Here is a 24,994-nt window from a genome sequence, read left to right on the forward strand (position 1 = left end):
CTCCTGGTGGTCCGATTCAGACATTCGCATCCTAACGCCTCGTCGCCGCCATGCGGTCGACGGTATTCACCCCGGCCTCAATGATAAGACACAGGCCCCAATAGAGAAACACCGCGGTGATGAAAGCTGCAAACGGAACGTAGTGCCGCGATTGGATAGAGGCGGCGGCATGGGTGAGTTCGGGCAACGCGATGATGGTGAGAAAGGCGCTGTCCTTGACGATCTGGATGATCTGATTGCCGATCACCGGCCCCGCCGCCAGCAGAAGGGGCGGCAGGATAATACGACGAAACAGCGAAAGGCTTGAAAAGCCGAAGGCCACACCCGCCTCGATCGGCTCGCGCGGCTGCGCCGCCCAGGCCCCGCGCAGGATTTCCGCCATATAGGCCGCATTGTAGATTGTCAGCGCCGCAAGCCCGGCGGTCCAGTTGTCCAGCCGGAGGCCCAGCGACGGCAAGCCATAATAGACGATATAGGCAAGCAGCAGGAACGGCACGCACCGCATGCCGTCGACAAGGCTGTGTGCCGTCCAGGCAAGCCAGGGCCGCTTCGACATCAGCGCCGGCGTCAGGATAAAGCCGACCAGCAGCGCCGCGACCGCCGATAACACCGAGAGAATGGCCGTATTGGCAAGCCCGCTCAAGAGCAGGCTGCGCTCACCCCAGACGATGCCGAAATCATGAATCATGCGGCTTCGGCCCTGATTTGACGCCGCTCGATCCAGCGTTGCAGCGAAACCAATATAAATACGATCGGCACGTAGAGCGCGAGCGCGACCAGGAAAGGCGGCAGCGGCTCGTAGGTCTCGGCACCGATCCGCACCGCCGCTCGTGTGATATCGACGACCCCGACCACAGCGAGCGCCGGCGTCACCTTGATCAACAACGACATCTCGTTGACGAGGCCGGGAAGGCTGGCGCGCGCGATTTGCGGCAGCAAGATACGGCGAAATCTGAGGGTAGCGTTCATCCCCACCGACTGGGCCGCCTCGTATTGATCTTTCGGAAAATTCATCAGCGACGCGCGCCAGACTTCGCAATTGAACGCGGCTGTACTCATGACCAAGGCAAGAATGGCCGCCGAGATCGGGTCAACCGCGATCCCGATATTGGGCAGCGCAAAGAACAGCAAGAGCAACAAGGTCACAAGCGGCGTCGCGCGCAGGATGCTGACATAGACGGCGACGGCGCTCGCCGCGACCGGCACATCGGCCCACCGCAACACCGCCAAGGCGAGGCCGATCGGCGAGCCGATCAGGATGCCGGCGAATGACAGTGTCACTGTCACGACGGCACCCTGAAGAATGGCCAGCAGATCGCCCCAGCTCATGACCGATCAGCCAATCCCTGAATTAGAATTCGGGATCCCACTTCGCCGGCAGACTCGGGAACGATTCCCCGAACCATTTCTTCTGCAATTCCGCGAAACGGCCGGTTTCCTTTTCCTTGGCAATGAAGCCGTTCAGGAAACTGAGAAGCTCGGTATTGCCCTTGGCAACGGCCCACGCCGGGTACGACTTGCCGGAGACGGCCTGCCCCAATTCAAATACGCCGGGCTTTTCAGCTACCATCGTCTGCAGGTTGACGACGGTGTTGACGACATAATCGACGCGGCCGAGCGCGAGATCCTGATAGGCTTCGGGATAAGAGGTATACTCGACGACCTTGCCGAGCTTTCCGCCTTCCTTCTCCAGCATGGCGCCGAGTTCGGGCAACCGCGCCAGCAATGCGCTGCCGGCCTGCACGCCGACCGTCTTACCGTTCAGATCCTTGATCGACGAAATGCTCTTGTCGTCCTTGCGCTTGACGTAATAGTGGGTCGCATCCGCGATCGGGCTGGTGAAGTCGAGCGATGCCAGTCTTTCCTTGGTGATGATAACGGCCGTGATGGCGGCATCGTATTTGCCGGTGCTGACGCCGGCGAGAATGCCGGTCCATGGCAGGATCTGCTGCTTGATCTCGAACGGCGCGTATTTGCGCAGATCTTCGATCATCTCGTTGTCGAAGCCAGTCGCCTTGCCGTCCTTGACGAATTCGAAGGGACGGAAATCATCCTCGGTCGCAACGATCAGGCCGCGCTTCTTGATTTCGTCCATGCTTGCGGCCTGCGCACTGCCGAACAAGGCCGGCACAGCGAGCAGAGCGGCAGCCAGCCCCAAAGTCAGTCGTCTGGACACTGGATTGCAGATATTAGAAACGATCATCATCGAGGTCTCCCCTTTTGTTGGTCAATCAATCGAACGTAAAACCGTGGGATCGCAGATAAGGCGGGAACGCCGCGCCTTCGGCTTTCGCTGCCTGGCGGGCCTTGTCTTCGGACCAGCCGTAAAAAGCGGCCTCGCCGAACTCGGCATTGGACCGCTGCTGATCCTTTGGGATCGCATGAATCGCATCGCGACGGCGGTCGTAGTCGTCGATCGAGGCCGAAAGCGCCCTGTCATCGTAACGATCGATGTGTATCGTCACCGCACGCGGCAGGCGCAGGCTGACAAAACCTTCAGCCGAAGGATAACCGAGACAAAGCCCCGCGACCGGAAATACCAGGTCGGGCAACGCCAGAATTTCGGCGACCTTGTCGATCTCATTGCGGATGACGCTGATCGGGCAGACGCCGAGCCCGCTGGATTCCGCGCAGAGGATCAGGGTCTGCATCGCCAGCGCCGCGTCGATGCTCGCGTTGAAGAAGCCTTCCAGCGTCGAATTGTCGACCGGCTTGCCGCGCAGTTCGCCAATACGATTCAGCCGCCTGGCATCGCCAAGAAACACAAAGAAGACCGGCGCATTTCCGATCCATGGCATGCTCGGAAACAGAGCGCCGACCGCGGCGCGCTTTTGCGGATCGCGCAGCCGCAGGATAGACGCCTGCTGAAAGTCTGATTTTGCCGATGCACTCAAGGCGCACGCGGTCAGAAGATCCAGCAGCTCTTCGCTGGGCAACTTCTCGCTGTAGCGCCGCACCGTCTTGCGGGTGAGAACGCGGCGCATCAGCTCATTGTCCTCAGTGCCTTCCGGCGAGGCACCGCCGTCGCCAAAGCGGCGAGCCAACATGTCCGCCATCCCCGCCATCAGCGCAGCCCCGTAAGCTGAGAATGTTGCTTGGTGCCGTAGATGAATTTGCCGGCGAGAAGCTTCGGCACCATCGGTCGAGACATGAGGCAGTTCATCACCAACTCCACATCACTACAAAATCCTGGAAATTGGCACCGACCTGCGCAGCGCCAATCTAAAGGCTACTGAGGTCTCCCGGGATTTTATCCCGCCGTGATCTGCGCGGATTTCTCCCGCTCAGGCGGCAGCTCTCGGACCAGCCACCGCGAAAGCGCGATGCGGAACCCTAGCCACCAACTCAATGACGAAATAAGGAGCAAGGGACATGCCAAACTGGCGGGCAGTTCGGCGCCCTCAGGCGCCAGCCACGCTCAAATCGCGCTTCTGGCGCCAAGTGCCTCTGTCCGGCGAGGAATCGCCGACAGAGTATCTCTGTCAGAGCACAAAATACGAAGTATGCTTCGCAATTGCACTCTGGCCGCCGGCCGCTCCTGAAGCGCACAGACCTGAGCGATGGCTTTTCAGGCAGACTGCACAGATTATAGTCGCCCGGCCGCTCGGGCAGGAGCTATCAGTCCGGCACGGCCGCGGTCTCCGCCTCCGTGGTGCGCGCGGCCACGACCTTCTGCATCATCGTGATGAACCGCTTTTGCTCGGCCTTGCTGAGACCTTCCAGCGTCTCATGATGCGCCGCACGCGCCGACGCCTCGATCTGCCGTAACAGGCGCACACCGGATTTGGTCAGCCGGCACATTTGCGCCCGCCGATCCCGGCTATGCACGGTTCGTTCGATAAATTTGCGGGTTTGCAAACGCTTAAGTGCGCCGGTGGTGGTGGTGCGGTCGAGCATGACTTCCGCCGCCAAAGTGGTCTGATCAGCGGTTCCACAGCGCGCCAACGCGGTCAGAAGACTGTATTGCAGCGGCGTCAGATCGAACGCGGCGCATTTTCTTTGAAACAACGCGACGTGGATCTGGTGCAGCCGCCGGATCAAAAATCCCGGCCGTTTTTCCAGCGGCCAGGCGCCGCCGCGCCGCTGTGCTGTTTTCCCGTTTCTGCTCGTCATGGCCTCGCTCTTGCTGCACCCTTTTGATGCAGCCTATGGTACGAATGCTGCCGTATTCAAAACACCCTGCATGCAAAATACGAAGTGTACTTCGCATTCGGCCGGCTCTATAATTGACAACAAAACCAGCTCCGGAAGAGGATATCAGCCATGTCCGTGAACACCAGCTTCGACCTGCTCCTGCGCGGGGGCCGCGTGATCGATCCGGCCGCAGGGATCGACGGCCTGAAGGACGTGGCGATCCGCAACGGCAAAATCGCCGCGGTTCAATCCGACATCTTGCCGACCAGCGCCAGGGAAGTCATCGATGTCAGCGACAAGATCGTCTTGCCGGGGCTAATCGATACGCACGCCCATGTCTATCAATATGTCACAGGCCGCTTCGGGGTGAATGCCGATATGGTGGGCGTCCAGTCAGGGGTCACGACCTTGGTCGATCAGGGCGGACCGTCCTGCATGACGTTGCCCGGCTTTCGGCACTTTATTGTCGAGCAGGCCAAGTCGCGCACGCTGGCCTTTCTGTCCGCCTATCTGGTCGGAGGCCTGGAAGGACATTATTACCCCAACCTCTATAGCCCCGAATGCGTTGACATCGACGCCACGGTGAAGTCGGCGACCGCCAACCGTGACCTCGTTCGCGGCATCAAGGCCCATGCTGAAATCGGCGGTTTTGCCCGCTGGGGCATTCGTGTCATCGAAATGGCGGCCGAGATCGGGCGTCGCGCCGATTTGCCGGTTTATGTTCATTTCGGTCAGCTCTGGGGACTGCCGGCGAGCGGCACCAACGGGGAGGATGTCGATACCATCCTCGAGCGCGTGATTCCGTTGCTGCGCGCCGGCGATGTTCTTGCCCATCCGTTCACGCGTCATCCGGGCGGCTTCGTCAATCGCGAAGGCGAGGTGCATCCTGTTATCCAGGCCGCCCTCGACAAGGGACTGAAGGTCGACGTCGGGCACGGCAGTCACTTCTCTTATCGTCTCGCCCGCAAGGCGATTGCCGCCGGCATCATGCCGACCACGCTTGGCGCCGACATTCACGGCTATAACACCCATATCCCGGCGCCTGCCGGGACACCTGACGAAGCGGCCGATGACGAGAATCATCCGTTCGCGGGACAGGCCAAGTTCAGCCTGGTGCAGGCCATGAGTTCGATGATGGCGCTGGGCCTGACGCTCGAGCAGGTGGTGCCGATGGTGACCTCGCATCCGGCGGAGATGCTCGGGCTTTCCGATGCGATCGGCACGTTGCGCTCCGGCGTCGATGCCGACGTCACGGTGCTGGACGAGAAGCGCGGCCGCTACGTCCTGCGCGACAACGAGAAGACGGAAGTGGTCGCCGACCGCCTGTTGCAACCTGCGTTCTGCTTGCGGGCGGGCGTCCGTTATGATGCCATTGCCCCGATCCTGCCGCGCGCGGTGGCCGCTTAGCTCTCCGCTGATGAACTGCTAGCGGCTAACGGAACGGCACAGGGGATGGCAGCCGGCAAACTCGAATCTGAAACTGCATCAACGGCCGCGGAAGCCGGACAGGGCGTCGGCGCCCGGATGCTCCGCAAGGAGGATGACCGCTTCCTGCGCGGTCGTGGCCAGTTCGTCGCCGATATCAGAGTTCCGGGCCTACAGGATGTCGCCTTCGTCCGCAGCCCGCTGGCGCATGCCCGCATCAAAGCCATCCACATTCCGGACCGCTATCGTGACGTTGTCTTCACGGCGGATGACCTGACCAATGTGAAGCCGATCCGCGCGGTGACGGCGCTGCCCGGCTTCAAGGTCTCCGAGCAGTCTGTGCTTGCGACCGGCAAGGTCCGCCATGTCGGTGAGATGGTGGCGATGTGCGTGGCGGAGACTCGAGCTGAAGCCGAAGATATCGCGGCCGCAGTCACGCTCGACCTCGAGCCGCTTCCCGCCGTCTACGACATGCTAAAAGCGCGCGAGCCCGGTAGCGCGCTGGTTCACGAGCACTGGGGCGACAATGTCTTCCTCGAAAGTTTCTTCGAGCTCGACATCACGCAAGCGTTCGATGCGCCGATCAAGGTCTCCCATGAAATCTCGACCGCGCGTCAATGCATGTCGCCCATGGAAGGTCGCGGGGTCGTCGCCACCTTCGATCACAGGCTCGACCAGCTCACGCTCTACACCGGCGCGCAGATGCCGCATATCGTGCGCAACGGGCTATCCGACACGCTTGATATCGAGCAGGGACGCATTCGCGTCGTGTCGCCCGATATCGGCGGCGGCTTCGGGCACAAGGGAATCTTGCTGCCGGAAGAAGTCTGCCTTTCCTGGCTCGCTCTCTATAAAGGACTGACGGTCCGCTGGATCGAGGATCGGCGCGAGCATTTGAGCGCCAGCGCGAATTGCCGTGAGCATCACTACAAGATCACCGTCTATGCCGACCGCGACGGCACACTGCGCGGCATCGATTGCGAGGCAACCGTCGATTCCGGCGCTTACTCGTCCTATCCCTTTTCGGCCTGCCTCGAAGCCGCTCAGGTCGTCAGCATTTTGCCGGGCCCCTATCGAATGCCGGCCTATCGCTGCCGGACTTATTCGGCGGCCACCAACAAGTGCCCGATTTTGCCGTACCGCGGCGTAGCGCGAACCGGCGTCTGCTTTGCGCTCGAGCTCATGCTGGACGCCGTTGCCGTCGAAGCGGGGCTGGAGCCTCACGAGGTCCGGATACGCAATCTGGTTGCTCCGGAGGAAATGCCGTTCGAGAACATCACCAAAAAGCATTTCGACAGCGGCAACTATCCGGAAGCCATGCGGCGTATGTTAGGGGCGGTCGACGTCGCGGCGATCCGCAAGCGACAACGCGACAAAGAACCGGACGGACGGTTGATCGGCTTTGGAATGTCCGTCTATTGCGAGCAGGCGGCGCACGGTACGTCGGTTTACTCCGGCTGGGGCATTCCGATGGTGCCCGGACACGAGCAGGCGACCGCACGCATGACGCCCGATGGCGGGCTGGAACTACGGGTCGGTGTGCAGTCGCACGGCCAAAGCATGGAGACGACGCTGGCCCAGGTCGCCAACCAGATTCTGGGCATCGACACCGCGAAAATCCGCGTCATCCACGGCGATACCGCGATGACGCCCTATTCGACCGGAACCTGGGGCTCGCGCTCGGCGGTGATGGCCGGCGGCGCGGTCGGTACCGCCTGCGAGATCATTGCGGAGCGCGCCAAACGCATCGGCGCCAAACTGCTGCAACTCGATCCGGCATCCGTCATCTTGCGGGACGGACGCGTCTGCGGACCGAACAGCGACATCGGCCTGTCCGAGATTGCCCACACCTGGTACCGGCGGCCGCAGGATTTGCCGCCCGATGTCGACCCTGCCGGGCTGGAAGCAATCGGCGGCTACAAGCCGCAGCGCGACAGCGGCACCTTTAGCTACGCGGTGCATGCGGTGACGGTCGCTGTCGATCCCGACCTCGGCGACGTCGAGATATTGGATTACATGATCGTCGAAGACGGCGGCGTGCTGCTTAATCCCATGGTGGTGGATGGCCAGATTTTCGGCGGCCTCGCCCAAGGCATCGGAACGGCGCTTTTTGAAGAGATGCCGTTCGATAGCGCAGGCCAGCCGCTCGCTACGACGCTTGCGGATTATTTGTTGCCGGGACCGACGGAAGTCCCCGAACCGCGCGTCGACCACATGGAGACGCCGTCGCCCTACACCATGTTCGGCGTCAAGGGGATCGGCGAGGGCGGCGCCATCGCACCGCCGGCGGCGATCACCAATGCGGTGAACGACGCGCTGCGGCCGTTTGGCGTCAAACTCAGACATTCGCCGATCTCGCCACGCCGGATCGTCGAGGCCGTGCTGGAAGCGCGCGGATCGGAAAGCCGGCCCGCATGAAAGCCGCGCCCTTCGCCTATGAGCGGCCGGCAAGCCTGGATGCGGCCATTGCCCTGATGGCCGAAGCCAAGGGAGTCGCCAAGATCATGGCCGGCGGACAATCGCTCGGTCCGATGCTCAACCTTCGCCTGGTCCAGCCCGATCTGATTATCGATATTACCGGGCTCGGCGAACTCAAGCATGCCGAACGAAGCGGCGACGAACTCGTGATCGGCGCCTGCGTGACGCATGGCGATATCGAGGACGGGCGGATTCCCGATGTTACCCACAATGCGATGCGGCGGGTCGCAGGCGGCATCGCCTACCGCGCCGTCCGTAACCGTGGCACGATCGGTGGTTCGCTTTCCCACGCCGACCCCGCAGCGGATTGGGTTTCGGTCTTGCCGGCACTCGGCGCCAAAATTCGGCTGCGAAGTTCTGCCGGGCATCGAGACCTTGCGATCGAGGATTTCATGACCGGCGCGCTGGAATCCGCCCTTCAAGAAAACGAACTGGTCGAAGCCGTGCGTGTTCCCGTCATGCGCGCCTCGGCGCGGTGGGGTTATGTGAAAGCCTGCCGCAAACCCGGCGAATTCGCCCACGCCATTGCCGCCGTGCTGATCGATCCGGAAGCGACAACGGGGCGCGTGGTGATCGGGGCGATTGAAGCACCACCGATTGTTCTGACCGACGCATCGCCGCTGTTCGGCGGGAAGATCACCGGCAACTTCAAACGCGAGTTCGTGGCGAGTGCGGCCGATGCCCTCCTGATCAAAGCCGGCATCGCGAACGCCGTCGACCGGCATATCCATATCGCGATCCTGCGCCGTGCGATCGATGAGGCCGCGGCATGACAACGATCGGCCTCACCGTCAACGGACGCGCGGTCAACAAGCCCGTTGATCCGCGCACCCATCTGGCGGATTTCCTGCGCGACCAGCTCGACCTGACCGGGACGCATCTCGGTTGCGAACACGGCGTATGTGGGGCGTGCACGCTGTTGCTCGACGATATGCCGGCACGCTCCTGCATCACTTTTGCGGCGGCTTGCGACGGCGCACACGTCACCACGATCGAAGGCCTCGACAACGACGAGGTCGCAACCGAGCTGCGCCTCGCGTTCAGCCGCGAGCACGCCCTGCAGTGCGGCTATTGCACGCCGGGCATGCTGATATCGGCGCGGGATCTCGTGTTGCGTCTCGAGACCTCTGATGAACGCACCATTCGCATCGGCATGAGCGGCAATCTGTGCCGCTGCACCGGCTATGTCGGAATTGTGCGCGCGATCCGCTCGGTGATCGATGCGCGACGGAGCCGAGGGATTGCGCCGGTCCCGGGTGCCGGACGCCAGAAACTTGGACCCGTCGGATCCGGCAATGGCGCGCTGCAGAAATCAACCAGCACTGTTGGGCCGAAGACCGCTGTCACTGACGAGCCGCCGGGCGACCACGCCGCGATGCCCGTTCCGGATTTCGTGCCCGACAAAAACTTCGACGAACATTTCACCGTCGCCTTTCCACCCGGCAAGGTCTTCGACATGTTCGGCGATGTGAAGCGGGTCGCGGCCTGTCTCCCCGGTGCGACCCTGACGGCGACGCCCTCTCCCGACCGCGCCGAAGGGCAAATCGGCGTCAAGCTTGGCCCGATCTCGGCGAGTTTTCGCGGTGCCGTGAGAATCGAGCGTGATGCCGCGACGCTCTCCGGCCGGATCATCGGAATCGGAAACGACCAGCGCAGCCGCTCGTCCACGCAAGGCGACATCCGCTATCGTCTGTTACCGCGCGACGACGGGGCCTCAACCCGCGTCGAACTTTCGATCGGCTACAGCCTGCGGGGCTTTCTCGCCCAGATCGCGCGCGAGGGACTGGTGCGCGATCTCGCCAAACGGCTGACGGCGGAATTCGCGCGCAACCTCGGTCTGAGCCTGTCGGGTGCGGCCCCAGAACAGCCGAAGCAGCTCAACGGCCTGATGCTGGCCTTTGATCTCTTGAAGGGACTTTTGAAAGGCCTGCGCAAAAATCGGGACGCCTAGGCCTTATTGGCTTTGCGTCACCTGCTGATTGCCCGAGGTCACCCGCCACACTGTATTGCCGACGTCATCCGCCACTAACAATGCCCCTGACTTGTCGATCGCCAGGCCCACCGGGCGTCCGCGCGCCTGATTATCGTTGTTGAGAAATCCCGTCACGACATCCTGCGCCATGCCGCTCGGTTTGCCGTCGCTGAAAGGCACGAACACCACCTTGTAGCCGTTCAGTACTTGCCGGTTCCAGCTGCCATGCTCGCCGACGAACGCGCCGCCGGCATAAGAATTCGGCAGGCCTGTACCGGTATTGAACGTGAGCCCCAGCGGCGCGACGTGCGAACTCAGCGCATAATCCGGGGCGACGGCCTTGGCGACCAGATCCGGGCGCTGCGGCTGGACGCGCGGATCAACGTGCTGGCCGTAATAGCTGTAGGGCCAGCCGTAGAACGCGCCGTCCTTCACCGAAGTCATATAGTCGGGCACGAGGTCAGGACCCAATTCGTCTCGCTCGTTGATCACAGCCCACAACGCGTGGCTCTGAGGCTCAAACGAGAGTCCGTTCGGATTGCGCAGGCCGCTTGCAAAAATGCGAAAGCGGCCGCTGGCGCGATCGACTTCCAGGATCGCGGCGCGATTGTGCTCTGCTTCCATGCCGTTCTCGGTGATGTTGCTGTTGGAGCCGACACCGACATACAGCAGCGCACCGTCGGGACTTGCGACCAGGCTCTTGGTCCAGTGATGATCAATCGGGCCGCCCGGCAGCGGCGTCAGCGTCGTGCCGGGTTCGGTGATCTTGGTGTCGCCTTCGTGGTAGGGATACCGGACGATCGCATCGGTGTTGGCGACGTAAAGATCGTTGCCGACGAGAGCGACGCCGAACGGCGAGTTGAGATGGTCGAGGAATACGCTCTGCATGTCCGGCACCCCGGTACCCTTGGTATCGCGAAGCAGCGTGATGCGATTGCTCGGTCCGGTATCGCCGCCGGACGTGGCCCATGACTCGATCCACTTCATCACGAATTCCTTGGGCCGCTTCACGGTCGCGGCTGGCGGCGCCTTGGATTCGACGACCAGGATATCGCCGTTCGGAAGCACATACAGCGAGCGCGGGTGCTGCAGGCCGGTAGCCAAAGCATTGATCTTGAGTCCGTGCGCGGCGGTCGGGGTTTCGTCCTTCCTCCAGCCGACCACACGCGCTATGTGCATCGGCGGCAGCCAATATTGATGCTGCTCCGGCAAGGTCGGATTGGCTCCCAACTGGGCCTTTGGATCGCCGCTGCCGTCGTTGCATCCGGCGAGACAAAGCAGCGAGCTGTACAGCAGGGCGGAACGAAGTAAACGAGCACGCGGCTTTGTCATCGAACGACTCCTGCACCGTAGCGATAAACCATTTCCCGCCCGAACCAGACGGTGACGGGCAACACCAGCACGGTGAGGATCGAAAGAATGAGCCCGGCCGGCACGACCGACGTGTAAGCATCGCGCGTGTGAAAGAGATTGTTGATAAAGGCCAGTACCAGCGCCACCAGATTTCCGATCAGGTGCGGCCATGCCGGGGCTTCTTGACGGATCAGCCGATTGCCGAGGAAATCGATCAGGCCGGCGATCGCGGCCAGCACGCCGCCGATGATGCCGACCGCGAGCAGCCAGGACGAGAAGTCCGCCCACATCATCTCGGCGGTGACGGCATAAACGATATCCGTCACCAAGGCTCCGACAAAGCAGACGATCGGAATCGGGATCAGCATCGGATGGATGGGGTGTCTAGCGGTTTGCGCCGGGCGCAGGGTCGGTTCATTTTGCAAGGCAGCCTCGTGTATCGCCGGTATCGCGCTCCCCATCCAACCTCTGCCGATAACCAAGGTTCCTGAATCCTTTCGAAGGATTCCGACGTGGTGAAAACTCCATCCTGCAATTGATGCAGCATGTGCGACAGGGGCGATGCCACGGAAGAAAATCTCTGTTCACTTTTAAACAGAAGCACGGGTTCCAGGTCGTTCCGCATTTCTACGAGGCAATTAGCGTTTCCATAGGAGGATGGCTCTATAGTAATCGATAGCGAAAAAATCGCGCGTCGTCTTTCAAAACGAATTTCTCCAGACAAGATCGCAAGGAAACAACCGTGCAAGTCATTTCCCGATTTCTAAAGGACGAAACCGCCGCTACCGCCATCGAATACGGCCTGATCGCTGCCGGCGTTTCGCTTGCCATCATCGCGGCCGTGAACGGGCTCGGTTCGAAGCTCAACACCAAATTCACCGCGATCAACACCTCCCTGAAGTAGGCCCTTGACGCGAGCGCGGCGGCTCCCGACGATCAATTGATCGTGTAGTGACGCGCTCAGGTTCTCGCATGGATTGGCTGAATCCGGTGGTCGACCGACGGTAGCGCCACGTCGGCGCGATCCCGCGGCGATGCTTCGGGCATCTCTGCCTGCAGGAAGGCGACCAGCTTCTCCCGCATCTCGCAGCGAAGGTCCCAGGCCTGCGGCGCGTTTCTGGCGCTGACGAGTGCGCGCAACTCCATGGTTCGCGCGTTGGTATCCACTACCTGCAGATTGACGACGGCGCCGTCCCAGAGTTTGGATTCGCGCACCACCCCTTCAAGCCGCTCCCGGATTTTCGGCACGTCCGCGGCATAGTCGACGTGAAGGATGATCGATCCGATCAGGGAAGCTGCGTCTCTGGTCCAGTTCTGGAATGGCCGCTCGATGAAATAAGCAAGCGGCACGACCATCCGCCGCCAATCCCACAATCGGATCACGACATAGGTGGAGGCAATATCCTCGACCCAGCCCCACTCGTCTTCGATGATGACCGCATCCTCGATCCGGATCGGCTGGGTCACCGCGATTTGCACGCCGGCAATGAGATTGCTCAGCGGCGGCCGGGCAGCGAGACCGACAACGAGACCGGCGGCGCCCGCGGAAGCAAACAGGCTGACGCCATATTGCTTCACTGACTCGCCATATTGCTTCACTGACTCGAATGTCATGAGCGCCGTCGAGACCGCGACGATGACGATGACCGTATCGATCACGCGCTTGAAAACGCGCACCTGAGTCACGTGCTTTCGCGCGAGGAAGTTTTCCTCGATCTCGAGACGGTACCGTTGCAAATAACGCGCGGCAACGAGGTCGACCGCCCGGATCGATATCCATCCGACCAAAGCAATAGAGACGACCGCAAACAGATGCGTCAGCGCGTTACGCATGTCGTCGTTCAACGGCGCCAATGGCAGCACGATGGCGACGGCCACGAGGCAAACCGCAAGCTTGCTCGACCCGGATGTCGTCTCCAGAATCTGAATCGCGATCGATCGTTTCGGTCCGATCGCGCGTTTCGCCATTGAGGCGAAAAATCGATGCGCGGACAGCGCGCAGAATATCGCAAAGCTGACCAGTCCGAGGCCGACCAACCAATCCGGCAGAAGCCCGAAAATCTCCTGCAAGGCCGTGTGGATTTTTTCCATGCTTGATCCGGGTTTTCACGCGGAGATAACGCGCAGGCCGGCGACGGGTTTGCTGCAAAGCCGAAACGTTGCGCCGCAAATCGGGAACGACTGTCCGGCCGGGCGGTTAGCTACCGTCGTTATTCGTTCCTCGCGGCGGCGCCGACAAAATTGAGCATTCGATCGATATGGCCACCAAGCGGCCCGAGAAACGTCAAAGCCGCGTAACCTGGCTCTGGCCTCTTCTGGCCGTCAATTTCTTTATGGCGGATATGCAGTCCGGCATCGGGCCCTTCGTCGGGGTATTCCTGGCGCAGCGAGGCTGGGACAGCGGCCTGATCGGCACCGCGCTAACGATCGGCAATATTGCCGGAATGTTGATCACGACACCGGTCGGCGGCTTGATCGATACGTCCAGTCACAAGCGTGCCTGGGTCATCGTCCCCGGCGTGGCCGTGGTCGCCGGTTCCTCGATCATTCTGCTGTGGCAAAATTTCTGGGCGGTCCTGGCTTCGCAAGTCGCAACGGCGATTGCCGGCGCCGCGATCGTTCCTGCGGTAACCGGAATTACACTCGGCATCGTTGGCCAGAAGGGGTTCAACCGGCAAAACGGGCGCAACCAGGCTTTCAATCACGCCGGCAATATGGTGGGCGCCGCAGCTTCCGGCTTTTTGGGCTGGCACTTCGGCTATGTCTCGGTGTTTCTGCTGGCCGCAACGTTCGGAGCCATCACGATCGCGAGCGTCTTGATGATTCCACCCGGCTCAATCGACCATGACGCCGCGCGCGGTAGCAAGAAGGAAGAGCCAGACAGTCAGCACAAGGCGCTCGCGGTGCTGTTGAAGCACAAGACGCTTCTGGTGTTGGGGCTCGCGCTTGCCGTCTTTCATCTCGGCAACGCCGCCATCGTTCCGCTATATGGCATTTCGGCGGTCACCGATAGTCAGACCAATGGCCCGAGCTTCGTGGCCGCGATCGTCGTCATCGCACAAGGCACCATGGTGATCGCCGCGATCGTCGGGATGCGCGTTGCCGAAAAGCGCAATTACTGGCTGCTCATGCTCGTCTCGTTTTTGATGCTGCCGTTGCGTGGCCTGTTCGCTTTCTTTCTCACGGGATGGTGGGGCGTCGTTCCGGTCGAGATCCTGGACGGGGTAGGAATTGGCCTGCAAAGCGTCGCCGTGCCGGGCATGATCGCCCGCTCGCTCTATTCGACCGGACGCGTCAATCTCGCGCAGGGCGCTGTCATCACCATCCAGGGCGCAGGCGCTGCACTGAGCCCCGCGCTCGGCGGCTTCATCGCCAACTATATTGGCTTTTCGTCGACCTTCCTCGTGCTCGGCGGCCTTGGGCTCGCCGCCGCAGCGCTCTGGATCGCGCTGGGAACTGCGGTCAAGCAATACTGAATGCGTAGCGCCTTGCAGGCGCTGTTTGCGGGTGCCACACTTTCCGTCAAGCTCGAGATCGACCAATCGGGCATTTCGGGTGTGAGGGGAAACGATGAAGCTCGGTACGAAGCTGTTCGCCGCCCTGCTCGCGCTGTTCGCGGCCGAGACGGCATCGGCGCAATCCCGCTATCCTGATCGGCCGGTGAAAATCCTGGTCGGCTTCACACCCGGCACAGCGCCCGACCTGGTGGCGCGCATGCTGGCGGACCGGTTTGCGGAAGTCTGGGGCACTCCGTTCGTGGTCGAGAATATTCCCGGGGCCGGCAGCAACATCGCCACCGAGCGCGTCGCCAAGGCAACTGCCGACGGTTACACGCTGCTGATGGGCGGCAACTCCTCGCTGGTCATCAATCCGAGCCTGTACGAAACGTTGCCGTTCGACCCGCTGAAGGATTTCGCGCCAATCTCGCAGGTGTTCATCGCGGCGAACGTGCTCACCGTTCCGCCTGAGGTACCGGCCAAGACCGTGGCGGAACTGGTGGCGCTCGCCAAAGCGCAGCCCGGCAAGCTTTCCTATGGACATGCCGGCGTCGGTACGTCGCAGCATCTGGGCGGCGAATTGTTCAAATACAAGGCGCATGTCGACATTGCAGCGGTAGCCTATCGCGGCACGACGGCATTGATGCCGGACCTGCTCGCCAATCGCGTGAACATGTCGTTTGCCAATATCGTGAACGTGGTGCCGCTCGCGCGCGAAGGCAAATTGCGCGCCCTGGCCATTACCTCGATCAAGCGATCGAGTCTGGCGCCCGACCTGCCGACCATGGCGGAATCCGGATTCCCCGGTTTCGAAGCGGTGCCGTGGTTTGGCCTTCTCGCGCCGACGGGCACGCCGCAAGATGTTCTGGATAAATTGCACACGGAAACCGTCAAGGCACTGGCGATGCCGCAGCTGCGCAAGAGATTCGACGAACTCGGCCTCGAGCCGGTCGGCAATACGCCGGAAGAGTTTGCCGCTGTCATCAGAAAGGAAACGCCCGAGTGGGCGAAACTGATCAGGGATGCGGGCATCAAGCTCGGCAATTAACCTGGAAAAGCCGTGTTACGCCGGATCCATGCCTTTCGACTTGAGGACGGCGGCGCCCACAGGACCGGTCAGAAGCTCGATCAGCGATTTGGCCGCCGCGGGATCTGTGCTCGTGGATCCAATGCCGACGGCAAAGACAATCTCGCTGTTGAGATCACCCGGCAGGGAGCCGACGACCTGCGTGCCGGGAACAGCAGCCAATTCCGAGGCCTGGGCCACGCCCATTTCGGCTTCGCCCTTGGCGACCATTTCGCCCGCTTCCGCCCCCGGCACCAGCACGGTTTTTGATTTCATCTGATCGGCGAGGCCGAGACGGTCGAGCACCTTGGCGAAATAGATGCCGCTGGCACCGCCCTTCGCCGGATCGGCGTAGGAGATCGACTTGGTGGCGAGAAGGACTGCCTTCAGCTTTTCCACCGTGCCAATGTCTGGCAGCGGCGCACCGGCACGTATGCCGATGGCGACATAGGACTTACCGATGTTGGCGACGCTGCCCTGGACAACCTTGCCCTGGGTTTGCAGATCGTCAAGCACCGGACGCGAGAGGATCATCACATCAGCGGTTTCGCCGGCGTCGATACGCTTCTTGAGGCTGGCGATGGTGCCGAAGACGATATTCAGCTGATTGCCGCCGCTCTGATACTTCTGTGTGAGTTCGCCGAATGCGGGCGTGAGCGCGACCGTGCTCATGACCTTCACCTCGGCGGCAAACGCGGCGGGCAGTGAGGCTCCGAGAGCCACAAGCACCGAACATCCGGCCAAAGCCGCAACGGCAGCCTGCCGGGTGAAAAGCTTTTCCATCATGATTTTCTTGCCCCTCGTTTGGTCCGAAGCATAGCCGGAGCAATAGGGCATGACAACGACGGGTGAACCCGCCGCGGCGGAGCCGGCGGAAACCGGCCGCGCCGAAAACGGCGCGGTTAGAAAACGGCGCGCTTATTCGGCTTCCGTGCGAAGCAACTCGCGCAGAATGGCTCCCTCAAGAGCCGCCACATCGGCCGAGCCCCGTTCCCGGGGGCGCTTCAGGTCGATGTCGATATCCTGTGCGATACGACCGTCCTCGATGATCAGCACGCGGTCAGCCAGCGCAACCGCCTCGGAAACGTCGTGCGTCACGAGGATTGCCGTAAAGCCCTGATCGACCCACACCCGCTCCAGGAGATTTTGCATCGATATTCGCGTCAGCGCATCGAGCGAGCCAAGCGGCTCGTCGAAGGCCAGCACGCGCGGCTGGCTCACAAGCGCCCGCGCCAGCGCCACGCGCTGCTTTTGTCCACCGGAAAGCGCCGCCGGCCATTGGCCGCGTTTGCTGTCGAGACCCACTTCAACCAGCGCCCTATCGGCGCGCACCTGTGCATCCGCTGAGCTACGTTCACGGCCGAGCCCGACTTCGACGTTGGAAAGGACGCGCGCCCAGGGCAACAACCGCGGCTCCTGGAACATGACACGGATGTCTTCCGCAAGCGTCTCGCCGCCGAACGAGATGGTGCCTGCATCGGCCCGGTCCAGCCCCGCGATCAATCGCAGCAGCGTGCTCTTGCCACAGCCGCTTCGGCCGACGACGGCGACGAACTGGCCGGCAGGAATATGCACATCGATGCCGCGCAACACTTCGTGCTCGCCGAACGACTTGCGCAAGCCGCGGACGGTCAGCGCCAACCCACGATGGGTTGAGTCCGTCCGTTGCCGCAGCGAGCGCGCCTGCTCGACGATACTGGACTGCGTCAAGGATTCCGCCGCCGTCGCTTGTTGGAGTCGAAATACTTCTTGCATCGTCATCTCAGGACTTTCGAAACGCGGGGTGCCAGGACAAGGTGAGTCTTTCCAGCGCACGCGCAGAGCTGTCGGCGAGCTTGCCCAGTAGCGCATAGATCAGGATCGAGAGGACGACGATGTCGATCTGGAGAAACTCTCTCGCCTGCATGGCCATATATCCAAGCCCCGAGGAGGCCGCGATGGTTTCCGCGACGATCAGCGTCAGCCACATGATGCCGAGCGCAAACCGGACGCCGACAAAGATCGAGGGCAATGCGCCCGGAAAAATCACACGGCGGAACAATTCGGCGTCGCTCATGCCATAGACACGTCCCATCTCGATCAGCTGCGGATCGACGGTGCGGATGCCATGAAGCGTGTTGAGGTAGATTGGAAAGAAAACGCCGAGCGCCACCAGGAAAAGCTTGGCCGCCTCATCGAGGCCGAACCAAAGGATGACCAGCGGGATCAATGCCAGATGCGGAATGTTGCGGACCATCTGCAAGGTGGTGTCGGTCAGCTTGGACGAGAGTTGCGATAGCCCGTTCGCAAGACCAAATGCAAAGCCGATGCCGCCGCCGATCAGAAAGCCGACGCCGGCGCGCCAGAAACTGACCCACATATTGCGAACCAGTTCTCCGGACAGCAGGAGCTTCCAGCCCGCTAGCACCACGTCGCTCGGCGCCGGCAGCACACGCGCAGGCACAAAGCCGGTAACGGAAGCGAGCTGCCAGAGGAGGACGATCGCGAGCGGAACGAGCCAGGGAATCAAGCCCTCGGCGCTTGGCAGCCTGGTCGCCCGGATCCGGGAAAAACTTTCGATGACGCTCATGACTCGGATGCCTGCTTCTGCGGCCGGAAATCGTTGCCGATGGTTTCCCCGAACGGACCGGTATTGACCCGGGATTGGACGCTGCTGCCATGCCGCTCGATCTCGAGGCGCGGAAACACGAGCTCGGCGAAGCGATAGGCTTCTTCAAGGTGCGGATAGCCCGACATGATGAACGTACCGATGCCGATATCCTGATATTCCCTGATCCGTGTGGCGACGGTTTCGGGATCACCGACCAGCGCCGTTCCCGCACCGCCGCGTACCAGACCGACGCCAGCCCACAGATTTGGGGCGATCTCAAGCTTGTCACGCCGGCCGCCATGCAGCTGCATCATCCGCCGCTGCCCGATCGAGTCCATCCGCGAAAAGATTTTTTGTGCCGAGTTGACCGTCTCGTCGGTGACGTGCTTGATCAGGTCATCCGCCGCGCGCCAGGCTTCCTCAGAGGTCTCGCGAACGATCACATGAAGACGGATGCCAAAAGACAGATTCCGGCCGCGCTTGCCGGCGGCGGCCTTCACGCGGTTGACCTTCTCGGCAACCTGCGCCGGCGGTTCTCCCCAGGTCAGATATTTGTCAACGCTATCGACGGCGACATCGATGCCGGCATCCGACGACCCACCGAAATACAGCGGCGGGCGCGGCGACTGAATCGGCTTGAACAAAAGTCGTCCGTCCTCGATGCGGATATGCTTACCCTCGAAGTTGACGGTCTTGCCGGCCAGAAGATCGTTATAGACGCCGAGAAATTCCCGCGTCACTTCATAACGCGCGTCATGGTCGAGGAAGATGCCATCGCCTTTGTTCTCGACGGGGTCGCCGCCGGTAACGACGTTGATCAGAAGACGTCCGTTGGTCACACGATCCAATGTGGCCGTCATGCGCGCGGCAACGGTTGGCGATTGCAAGCCGGGCCGGACCGCAACGAGGTAACGCAGGCGTTCGGTGAAAGGCGCGACCGCCGAGGCCACAACCCAGGAATCCTCGCAGCTTCGACCGGTCGGCAACAGAACGCCGTAATAGCCCATTTGATCTGCAGCCTGGGCGATCTGGCGCAGATAGTTGAAATTGACCTCACGTCCGCCGGTCGACGTACCGAGGTAGCGACCGTCGCCATGGGTCGGCAAGAACCAGAGGATGTTGGCTTTGGAGTTGGGCTGCGTCATGCTCAGGAGCCGGGTTTGCGTTGAAGCTCGGAAACGTTCACGGCTTTCGGAATCAAGCCAAGCGCGAAGAATGTGTCGGCGATGCGTTGCTGGCTTGCGATCACCTCACTGTTGATCGGCAGGGTTCCAAAAGCTTCACGCTTAAGCGACACTTCGAGCACCGACGCTGGAAGGCCGATGGAGGGACTGAGTTGCTCTGCCACAGCGCGAATGTTCTTTTTGGTCCACTCGTCGACTTCGTTGAGCTCCTCAAGCACGAGGTCGACGGCTTGCGGATTGTCGGCTAGGAACTTTTTCGACGAAAAATAGAATTGATAGTTGGTAACGAGCCCGGTGCCGTCGGCAAGAATCCGCGCGCCGGTGGATGCTTCGGCGGCCGCCTCATACGGATCCCAGATGACCCAGGCATCGACCGCGCCGCGCGTGAAAGCGGCGAGCGCGTCGGCCGGCGCCAGAAAAACCGGCTGGATATCGGTATATTTCATTCCGGCCTGCTCCAGGGCGCGCACCAACAGATAATGCACATTGGCACCCTTGTTCAGCGCCACCTTCTTGCCGCGGAGATCCGCGACCGATTTGAGCGGGCTGTCCTTCGGCACCAGGATTGCCTCACCCTGCGGCGCCGGCGGATCGTTGGCGAGATAGACCAGCGGCGCGCCGGCAGCCTGCGCGAAAATCGGCGGCGACTCGCCGGTGACGCCGAAATCGATTGCGCCGACGTTCAGCGCCTCGAGAAGCGGAGGACCGGACGGAAATTCCGTCCACGACACCGTATAGCCGAGCGGCTTGAGCTTGCCTTCAAGCGTGCCGCGCCCCTTCAACAGCACCAGCTTGCCGTACTTCTGAAACCCAATGCGGATAACCTTATCTTGTCCGTAGGAGGCGCTGACGATCGCGGAAACGATACCGATCGAGAGCACCGCCTTTGCGATCCAGGACTTCAACAACCGTTTCATTTCGTACCCTCTACGCCAGACACGGCTCACGTTTCTCGGTTGCGCCAAACGACGTCTTTGACCGCAATCTGCTTCGGGATCAGGCCAAGTCTGAAGAACCGATCGGCGACACCCTGCTGGATGGCGACGATGTCGTCGGACATGGATCCGATCCGAAACTCGGACCGATCGGCGGCAATAGTCTCTATGTCGAGCGCAATTCCCGTCACATCGCTCAAGGATTTCGCGACGTCGCTCCGATGCGTCCCCGCCCAAACGGCAGCCGCCGTGGTCGCGTCGATAATTTGTTGCAAGATCGCACTGTGGCCTTTGGCGAAATCGCGATTAGCGATGTAGAAAGAATTCGCTTTGGTTATCTCACGGGCATTGACGAGGATTCGCCCACCCTGTTTGACCTCGCCGATCGCCAGATATGGATCCCAAATCGCCCACGCATCGATCCCGCCATTGGCGAAAGCCGGTCCGGCATCCGGCGGGGCGAGATAAACCTGCGTCACATCACCATGGGCGAGACCTGCGGCAAGCAGCGTTTGCACCACCAAATTATGCGCGCTAGAGCCCTTCGCGAAACCGATGCGCTTGCCTTTGAGATCGCCGATCGAGTGGATCGCGGAATTCCGGGCTACCAATACGCCCAGGCCGTTGGTGGCTGGCTGACCGGCGGCGTAAACAATCGCCGCACCCGCGGCTTGCGCGAATATGGGCGGGGAATCGCCGACCGCACCGTAGTCGACGCTTCCGGCGTTCATCGCCTCCATCATCGGGGGTCCTGACGAAAACTCCAACCAGTTCACATCGGTGCCTTGCGGCCGAAAATGGTTTTCCAACATCGCCCGCTGTCGCGCGATCAAAAGCACGCCGTTTTTCTGATAGCCGATGCGGATTTCCCGAACGCCGCCAATCGCCGACGAACGCGACGGCGAAAACGCGGCTAACCCGATCGACAGCTTAAGAAGTTCCCGACGTCTCATGAAAGCTCGCGGCGATTTGCCGGGCCGCTTCGCACCGGATGCACCGCGACAACGATGGGGCGATAAACTGGTCCTGTCGAGTGTCGTGGAAAAATAGCGATGTGCGCTTCGCTATTGGCCGCAATGACGCGCGTTTCGTTCTAAAAACAAACGCCAGGCAGTAATTTTTTTGCTGCTGCCTTCCGGGGCAACAAGCCCGTCAAAGGCTATAAGTCCGAGCCTTTCGCCGCGTCCGAGAATGACCGGTCCACCACGTCGGATGCATCAAGCTTCCGCTTGATCAGGCCGGAGTGAAAATAGAGGTCGATGGTCTTCTGCTCATCGCTCACGACGGCGTTATCAATCGGCGCGATCCTGATCCGCGCGCGCTGGAGCCAGTTCACGGCAACGGCGGCTGGAATATTCATCAGCTTGCCCCAGGTTTCCGCATAACCCTCGACATGGTCCTGCGACCAGGCTCTCGCGGCGGTGAGACGCCTGACGAAGTCCTCCAATGCCGCGCGCTTGTCGCGGATGGCTTCCGGCGTCGCGACCACAAAGGAAAGGCCCGGCGTCAATCCCTCGCCGGAAATGACGCGACGCGCCTTGAACAGCACCTCCTCCTGACTGACGTAAGGCTCCCAAGTTGACCAGGCGTCGACCGAGCCTTGGCTATAGGCAATCTTGGCGTCTGAAGGCGCCAGGAATACGAGTTGAACATCGCCGGCGTTCCATCCTTTCGCCGCGAGTGCTGCGAGAACAAGCTGATGACCCACTGAGCCGCGGCCGGTCGCGATCTTTTTGCCGCGCAGGTCATCAAGGCTTTTGATCGACGAATTTTCGGGAACGAGGATCGCCAGCCCGTCCCGCGATTGACGGATCGCCGCGATCGCCTTCGCAGGCACGTTGGCTGCGGCAGCAAAAGTGAACGGAGCATCACCGACCAGACCGACATCGATGGCGGCCGCGCCAAGCGCTTCAAGCAACGGAGCAGCGGCGGCGAACTCCTTCCATTCTATCTTGTAAGGAACGTCCTTCAGAACGCCCGCCGCTTCCATCACGGCTTGCGCATTTCCCTTCTGATCTCCGACGCGGAGAATGGTTTCCGCGGCAGAGGCCGCTGTCGTGACCAGCAGTAAAACCGCGACAAACGCAAAACGGATCATTCTACCTCCTGCCCTGCCGGGCCGGTTTATTAACGCCGCTACGAATCGCACGGGGAAAACGCGCGTTAAGGACGCTCGAGACATTAATAAATGTTTCTTTAGTTGGGTCCTGGACGAGCCGATTTAAAGTCGTTGCATCGGCCACTCGTTGCGATCCATCGCGGTCAGATCGGGAATAAGGCGACGACGGGCTGAGTCTTTGTTTTGTCGATCGTTTGAGCACGATCACCGCGCCTGGGGCTTTTCCTGGTCGCGCCTAAAAAGGCTGTCCATTTTTCAGATCACGGCTTCGGCATTGGTCTGAACGACAATTAAGAGGAAAAAACCATGACCAAACTCTCGTTTTTTCGCGTTGCCGCCTTCGCCGCTTGTGCCGCGCTGACAGTGCCGGCCTTCGCGCAACAAAAGGATAGTCCGGCCGTCAGAGTCTCCGCCCAGCGCGATGTTTGCGTCAATCACCCCCGAGGCAATCCCTATAACAAGGAAACCGATTATTGGGACTGGAATTCCTGGCGGCAGCAGGGCGGATGGGACGCTCGCAACGACTTCAAATGTGCCACACGACATTAAGCACGGTGAGTCCTGAGTGTGAGGCCGTCTTGCGCCGGACTACCTTTGTCACATCAAGCCGAACATATCGCGGATCCACGCTTTGGGGGACGCGGACCCACGATATGCCGACCCCGATCCGAGATCAGAACTGATAGCGGAGGCCAATACCCGGATCGAAGGTCGAAGCCTTGTTGGGGCCGGTCGGGTTGGTCACACCTGCGTTATTCGTGGCAGCTGCAAGGAAGCCATTGGCGAGACCGTTCCTGACCTGCGTCCACATCACGCCGGCGTAGACATCGACATGTTTGGCAAAACGCCAGTCAGCGACCAAAGAGATTGCATCTTCGGTGCCGGCGCACGAAGAATTCGAGACCCCGTCAACCGCGCACTGGGCGAGAGTCGCGGCACTGGTCGCGAAGGTATTCTGCCACTCGTGGTAATAGGCACCCGCGATGTCGATATTTGGTGTTATCGAATACCGCGCGCCGACCCAGACGGTCTGAAGGATCTTGTTGCTCGGGAAGTTGGTGTTATTCGGAGCCGTGATAATGAAACCGCCCGAATCGAAGGCGCCGGCGTTCAGCGGGTTGTTCGGGTTCGCAAATTGAATCCATTCATAGCCACCGAACAACTTCCAAGGTCCGATCGTGTACCTCACAGCCGCTGCGAAGACCGTGTTGTCGGAAATCGTAGCGGCGATTTGGCCGTTGCCAACGGCGAGCCCGAGGGCGGCGGCCTGTTGGACTTGTGTGGCACTTAAGGGCGCGGCGGAAACCGCGTCATAGATCTTGCCGCCGACAAAATCCGCGGACAATCCCTGATAGTCGAAACCGATATCACCTTCAAATGCGTTGCCGGTGCCGCTGTTGCCGCCGTTGCGAAGTTGGGCGATACCCGCCAAACGCACCGGGCCGATGTTTACCCGATATTCGTACGAATTGTCGTAGATACGGTTCTCGGTATCGCCCCCGCCACCGTTCGTGCCCTGACCCGCGAGCAAGGACCAAGCGTTCGAACCGGAGATCGGGTCAAAGTTGACCGCAAGATCTGAAGTCAGCGCGCTCTGACGGCCCACCGTAAAGGTGCCGTAGGTCGGCGAGCTGATGCCGAAATAGGCTGCGTTGTTGAACAACTGGCCCGACTTCGAAGAATCCGAATAGCTGTTTTGCAGTGAAAGATTCGTGGTCGTACCACTGTTCTGCGCGACCGACCCTTGGCCATTGGCGTTCGTACCAGCCGCCGGATTGAAGAGGGTCTGCAAATTGAAGACCGCATACAGGTTGTCGGCGATCTCCTGACTGCCGCGCAGGCCGATGTACGATGAGCTGATCTGGTTGGCGGCGACGCCGAAATAGGAGCCAAGTCCATTCTTTTGGATAAGCCCGTCCTGATTCGGGTTAGTCGCCAAGGGAGAAAACGGCGCGCCGTGCTGCTCATACTGCAAACCCATATCGAAGTTGCCATAAACGCAGATGCCCTTGACGCAGATATCGTCGTTCTCGGACGACTTGGGCTTGACCGCTGCCTTGTAAGGCAGATCGGCTGCCATCGCATCTACTGGATTGATGAGCACCGGCCTCTCGGCTTCGAGCGCCTTCTGCCGTTTTTCGAGATCGGCGAGACGCTTCGTCAGCTGCTTGGCTTGCGCCTGGACATCCGATAGTTCATCGGCGTGAGCCGTTGTGGCGAAGGCCAGCACGGCCGCCGCAG

24 protein-coding genes and 1 riboswitch are annotated in these 24,994 nt (G+C 61.1%); of the genes, 8 read left to right on the forward strand and 16 right to left on the reverse strand.

Features of this window, described 5'->3' with window-relative positions; genetic code table 11:
* Positions 1 to 31: 31 nt before the first annotated feature.
* The 5 genes from ABSE61_RS25220 to ABSE61_RS25240 form a co-directional block, all read right to left on the reverse strand.
* The gene (locus ABSE61_RS25220) at positions 32 to 688 is read right to left on the reverse strand and encodes an amino acid ABC transporter permease (RefSeq protein ID WP_423873855.1); all 657 of its coding nucleotides are present in this window, start codon (positions 686 to 688) and stop codon (positions 32 to 34) included.
* Positions 685 to 1,329 (reverse strand): amino acid ABC transporter permease, encoded by a 645-nt coding sequence (locus tag ABSE61_RS25225; RefSeq protein ID WP_423873856.1) that lies wholly within the window; start codon positions 1,327 to 1,329, stop codon positions 685 to 687. The genes ABSE61_RS25220 and ABSE61_RS25225 overlap by 4 nt, the downstream gene beginning before the upstream one ends.
* Before the next feature lie 22 nt (positions 1,330 to 1,351).
* The gene (locus ABSE61_RS25230) at positions 1,352 to 2,206 is read right to left on the reverse strand and encodes a transporter substrate-binding domain-containing protein (RefSeq protein ID WP_423873857.1); all 855 of its coding nucleotides are present in this window, start codon (positions 2,204 to 2,206) and stop codon (positions 1,352 to 1,354) included.
* A 25-nt stretch (positions 2,207 to 2,231) separates the two neighbouring features.
* A complete protein-coding gene (locus ABSE61_RS25235) occupies positions 2,232 to 3,047 on the reverse strand; it encodes a nitroreductase family protein (RefSeq protein WP_423873858.1) in 816 nt (271 codons plus the stop codon).
* A 190-nt stretch (positions 3,048 to 3,237) separates the two neighbouring features.
* Positions 3,238 to 3,348, reverse strand: a riboswitch (guanidine-I (ykkC/yxkD leader).
* Positions 3,349 to 3,618: 270 nt separating this feature from the next.
* Positions 3,619 to 4,113: a MarR family winged helix-turn-helix transcriptional regulator gene (locus tag ABSE61_RS25240; protein WP_423873859.1), complete on the reverse strand. Its 495-nt coding sequence runs from the start codon at positions 4,111 to 4,113 to the stop codon at positions 3,619 to 3,621.
* 150 nt (positions 4,114 to 4,263) lie between these two features.
* On the opposite strand from ABSE61_RS25240, the gene ABSE61_RS25245 reads away from it, so the two are divergent.
* Genes ABSE61_RS25245 through ABSE61_RS25260 form a run of 4 tightly spaced genes read left to right on the forward strand, consistent with a single transcriptional unit; the run spans position 4,264 to position 9,988 of the window.
* Entirely contained in the window at positions 4,264 to 5,541 is a 1,278-nt protein-coding gene (locus ABSE61_RS25245; protein ID WP_423873860.1) for an amidohydrolase/deacetylase family metallohydrolase, read from the forward strand.
* Between the two features lie 45 nt (positions 5,542 to 5,586).
* Positions 5,587 to 7,977 (forward strand): xanthine dehydrogenase family protein molybdopterin-binding subunit, encoded by a 2,391-nt coding sequence (locus ABSE61_RS25250; RefSeq protein ID WP_423873861.1) that lies wholly within the window; start codon positions 5,587 to 5,589, stop codon positions 7,975 to 7,977.
* The gene (locus ABSE61_RS25255; protein WP_423873862.1) at positions 7,974 to 8,810 is read left to right on the forward strand and encodes an FAD binding domain-containing protein; all 837 of its coding nucleotides are present in this window, start codon (positions 7,974 to 7,976) and stop codon (positions 8,808 to 8,810) included. Before ABSE61_RS25250 ends, ABSE61_RS25255 begins: the two co-directional genes overlap by 4 nt.
* A complete protein-coding gene (locus ABSE61_RS25260; protein WP_423873863.1) occupies positions 8,807 to 9,988 on the forward strand; it encodes a xanthine dehydrogenase family Fe-S subunit in 1,182 nt (393 codons plus the stop codon). Before ABSE61_RS25255 ends, ABSE61_RS25260 begins: the two co-directional genes overlap by 4 nt.
* Positions 9,989 to 9,991: 3 nt before the next feature.
* On the opposite strand, the gene ABSE61_RS25265 is transcribed toward ABSE61_RS25260, so the two are convergent.
* Together ABSE61_RS25265 and ABSE61_RS25270 are read right to left on the reverse strand one after the other, a co-directional pair.
* Positions 9,992 to 11,341 (reverse strand): PQQ-dependent sugar dehydrogenase, encoded by a 1,350-nt coding sequence (locus tag ABSE61_RS25265; RefSeq protein WP_423873864.1) that lies wholly within the window; start codon positions 11,339 to 11,341, stop codon positions 9,992 to 9,994.
* Positions 11,338 to 11,730 carry a DUF2231 domain-containing protein gene (locus tag ABSE61_RS25270; RefSeq protein ID WP_423873893.1) on the reverse strand — a complete coding sequence of 131 codons (393 nt, stop codon included), beginning with the start codon at positions 11,728 to 11,730 and terminating at the stop codon, positions 11,338 to 11,340. Before ABSE61_RS25270 ends, ABSE61_RS25265 begins: the two co-directional genes overlap by 4 nt.
* A 374-nt stretch (positions 11,731 to 12,104) precedes the next feature.
* On the opposite strand from ABSE61_RS25270, the gene ABSE61_RS25275 reads away from it, so the two are divergent.
* Positions 12,105 to 12,266: a Flp family type IVb pilin gene (locus ABSE61_RS25275; protein ID WP_423873865.1), complete on the forward strand. Its 162-nt coding sequence runs from the start codon at positions 12,105 to 12,107 to the stop codon at positions 12,264 to 12,266.
* 56 nt (positions 12,267 to 12,322) lie between these two features.
* On the opposite strand, the gene ABSE61_RS25280 is transcribed toward ABSE61_RS25275, so the two are convergent.
* The gene (locus ABSE61_RS25280) at positions 12,323 to 13,444 is read right to left on the reverse strand and encodes a mechanosensitive ion channel family protein (RefSeq protein ID WP_423873894.1); all 1,122 of its coding nucleotides are present in this window, start codon (positions 13,442 to 13,444) and stop codon (positions 12,323 to 12,325) included.
* A 176-nt stretch (positions 13,445 to 13,620) separates the two neighbouring features.
* Here ABSE61_RS25280 and ABSE61_RS25285 point away from each other — a divergent pair, with 176 nt between their 5' ends.
* Together ABSE61_RS25285 and ABSE61_RS25290 are read left to right on the forward strand one after the other, a co-directional pair.
* A complete protein-coding gene (locus tag ABSE61_RS25285; protein WP_423873866.1) occupies positions 13,621 to 14,838 on the forward strand; it encodes an MFS transporter in 1,218 nt (405 codons plus the stop codon).
* 94 nt (positions 14,839 to 14,932) lie between these two features.
* Positions 14,933 to 15,907, forward strand: a complete 975-nt coding sequence (locus tag ABSE61_RS25290) for a Bug family tripartite tricarboxylate transporter substrate binding protein (protein WP_423873867.1) — start codon at positions 14,933 to 14,935, stop codon at positions 15,905 to 15,907.
* 15 nt (positions 15,908 to 15,922) lie between these two features.
* Here the strand turns inward: ABSE61_RS25290 and ABSE61_RS25295 are convergent, their stop codons facing one another.
* The 7 genes from ABSE61_RS25295 to ABSE61_RS25325 form a co-directional block, all read right to left on the reverse strand.
* Complete coding sequence (locus ABSE61_RS25295; RefSeq protein ID WP_423873868.1) at positions 15,923 to 16,711, reverse strand: molybdate ABC transporter substrate-binding protein; 789 nt, start codon at positions 16,709 to 16,711, stop codon at positions 15,923 to 15,925.
* A gap of 132 nt (positions 16,712 to 16,843) precedes the next feature.
* Entirely contained in the window at positions 16,844 to 17,680 is an 837-nt protein-coding gene (locus ABSE61_RS25300) for an ATP-binding cassette domain-containing protein (protein WP_423873869.1), read from the reverse strand.
* Positions 17,681 to 17,687: 7 nt separating this feature from the next.
* Positions 17,688 to 18,494 carry an aliphatic sulfonate ABC transporter permease SsuC gene (gene ssuC / locus ABSE61_RS25305; RefSeq protein WP_423873870.1) on the reverse strand — a complete coding sequence of 269 codons (807 nt, stop codon included), beginning with the start codon at positions 18,492 to 18,494 and terminating at the stop codon, positions 17,688 to 17,690.
* On the reverse strand, positions 18,491 to 19,660 hold the full coding sequence (gene ssuD / locus ABSE61_RS25310; protein ID WP_423873871.1) for an FMNH2-dependent alkanesulfonate monooxygenase: 1,170 nt from the start codon (positions 19,658 to 19,660) through the stop codon (positions 18,491 to 18,493). The genes ssuC and ssuD overlap by 4 nt, the downstream gene beginning before the upstream one ends.
* A 2-nt stretch (positions 19,661 to 19,662) precedes the next feature.
* Entirely contained in the window at positions 19,663 to 20,616 is a 954-nt protein-coding gene (locus ABSE61_RS25315; protein ID WP_423873872.1) for a sulfonate ABC transporter substrate-binding protein, read from the reverse strand.
* A gap of 26 nt (positions 20,617 to 20,642) precedes the next feature.
* Positions 20,643 to 21,587, reverse strand: a complete 945-nt coding sequence (locus ABSE61_RS25320) for an aliphatic sulfonate ABC transporter substrate-binding protein (RefSeq protein ID WP_423873873.1) — start codon at positions 21,585 to 21,587, stop codon at positions 20,643 to 20,645.
* Positions 21,588 to 21,793: 206 nt separating this feature from the next.
* A complete protein-coding gene (locus ABSE61_RS25325) occupies positions 21,794 to 22,732 on the reverse strand; it encodes an ABC transporter substrate-binding protein (RefSeq protein ID WP_423873874.1) in 939 nt (312 codons plus the stop codon).
* A gap of 327 nt (positions 22,733 to 23,059) precedes the next feature.
* Between ABSE61_RS25325 and ABSE61_RS25330 the strand changes: the two genes are divergently transcribed.
* Complete coding sequence (locus tag ABSE61_RS25330; protein ID WP_423873875.1) at positions 23,060 to 23,302, forward strand: hypothetical protein; 243 nt, start codon at positions 23,060 to 23,062, stop codon at positions 23,300 to 23,302.
* Positions 23,303 to 23,426: 124 nt separating this feature from the next.
* On the opposite strand, the gene ABSE61_RS25335 is transcribed toward ABSE61_RS25330, so the two are convergent.
* Positions 23,427 to 24,833, reverse strand: a complete 1,407-nt coding sequence (locus ABSE61_RS25335) for a porin (RefSeq protein ID WP_423873876.1) — start codon at positions 24,831 to 24,833, stop codon at positions 23,427 to 23,429.
* Positions 24,834 to 24,994 lie beyond the last annotated feature (161 nt).

The sequence above is a fragment of the Bradyrhizobium sp. genome (assembly GCF_049519115.1).
Lineage (GTDB): Bacteria > Pseudomonadota > Alphaproteobacteria > Rhizobiales > Xanthobacteraceae > Bradyrhizobium.

Excerpts from the sequence above, each read along its gene's own strand:
- ABSE61_RS25220 (WP_423873855.1), bottom strand. The coding sequence starts at position 688 with ATGATTCATGATTTCGGCATCGTCTGGGGTGAGCGCAGCCTGCTCTTG.
- ABSE61_RS25225 (WP_423873856.1), bottom strand. The coding sequence starts at position 1,329 with ATGAGCTGGGGCGATCTGCTGGCCATTCTTCAGGGTGCCGTCGTGACA.
- ABSE61_RS25230 (WP_423873857.1), bottom strand. The coding sequence starts at position 2,206 with ATGATGATCGTTTCTAATATCTGCAATCCAGTGTCCAGACGACTGACT.
- ABSE61_RS25235 (WP_423873858.1), bottom strand. The coding sequence starts at position 3,047 with ATGTTGGCTCGCCGCTTTGGCGACGGCGGTGCCTCGCCGGAAGGCACT.
- ABSE61_RS25240 (WP_423873859.1), bottom strand. The coding sequence starts at position 4,113 with ATGACGAGCAGAAACGGGAAAACAGCACAGCGGCGCGGCGGCGCCTGG.
- ABSE61_RS25245 (WP_423873860.1), top strand. The coding sequence starts at position 4,264 with ATGTCCGTGAACACCAGCTTCGACCTGCTCCTGCGCGGGGGCCGCGTG.
- ABSE61_RS25250 (WP_423873861.1), top strand. The coding sequence starts at position 5,587 with ATGGCAGCCGGCAAACTCGAATCTGAAACTGCATCAACGGCCGCGGAA.
- ABSE61_RS25255 (WP_423873862.1), top strand. The coding sequence starts at position 7,974 with ATGAAAGCCGCGCCCTTCGCCTATGAGCGGCCGGCAAGCCTGGATGCG.
- ABSE61_RS25260 (WP_423873863.1), top strand. The coding sequence starts at position 8,807 with ATGACAACGATCGGCCTCACCGTCAACGGACGCGCGGTCAACAAGCCC.
- ABSE61_RS25265 (WP_423873864.1), bottom strand. The coding sequence starts at position 11,341 with ATGACAAAGCCGCGTGCTCGTTTACTTCGTTCCGCCCTGCTGTACAGC.
- ABSE61_RS25270 (WP_423873893.1), bottom strand. The coding sequence starts at position 11,730 with ATGCTGATCCCGATTCCGATCGTCTGCTTTGTCGGAGCCTTGGTGACG.
- ABSE61_RS25285 (WP_423873866.1), top strand. The coding sequence starts at position 13,621 with ATGGCCACCAAGCGGCCCGAGAAACGTCAAAGCCGCGTAACCTGGCTC.
- ABSE61_RS25290 (WP_423873867.1), top strand. The coding sequence starts at position 14,933 with ATGAAGCTCGGTACGAAGCTGTTCGCCGCCCTGCTCGCGCTGTTCGCG.
- ABSE61_RS25295 (WP_423873868.1), bottom strand. The coding sequence starts at position 16,711 with ATGATGGAAAAGCTTTTCACCCGGCAGGCTGCCGTTGCGGCTTTGGCC.
- ABSE61_RS25300 (WP_423873869.1), bottom strand. The coding sequence starts at position 17,680 with ATGCAAGAAGTATTTCGACTCCAACAAGCGACGGCGGCGGAATCCTTG.
- ssuC (WP_423873870.1), bottom strand. The coding sequence starts at position 18,494 with ATGAGCGTCATCGAAAGTTTTTCCCGGATCCGGGCGACCAGGCTGCCA.
- ssuD (WP_423873871.1), bottom strand. The coding sequence starts at position 19,660 with ATGACGCAGCCCAACTCCAAAGCCAACATCCTCTGGTTCTTGCCGACC.
- ABSE61_RS25315 (WP_423873872.1), bottom strand. The coding sequence starts at position 20,616 with ATGAAACGGTTGTTGAAGTCCTGGATCGCAAAGGCGGTGCTCTCGATC.
- ABSE61_RS25320 (WP_423873873.1), bottom strand. The coding sequence starts at position 21,587 with ATGAGACGTCGGGAACTTCTTAAGCTGTCGATCGGGTTAGCCGCGTTT.
- ABSE61_RS25325 (WP_423873874.1), bottom strand. The coding sequence starts at position 22,732 with ATGATCCGTTTTGCGTTTGTCGCGGTTTTACTGCTGGTCACGACAGCG.
- ABSE61_RS25330 (WP_423873875.1), top strand. The coding sequence starts at position 23,060 with ATGACCAAACTCTCGTTTTTTCGCGTTGCCGCCTTCGCCGCTTGTGCC.
- ABSE61_RS25335 (WP_423873876.1), bottom strand. The coding sequence starts at position 24,833 with ATGGCAGCCGATCTGCCTTACAAGGCAGCGGTCAAGCCCAAGTCGTCC.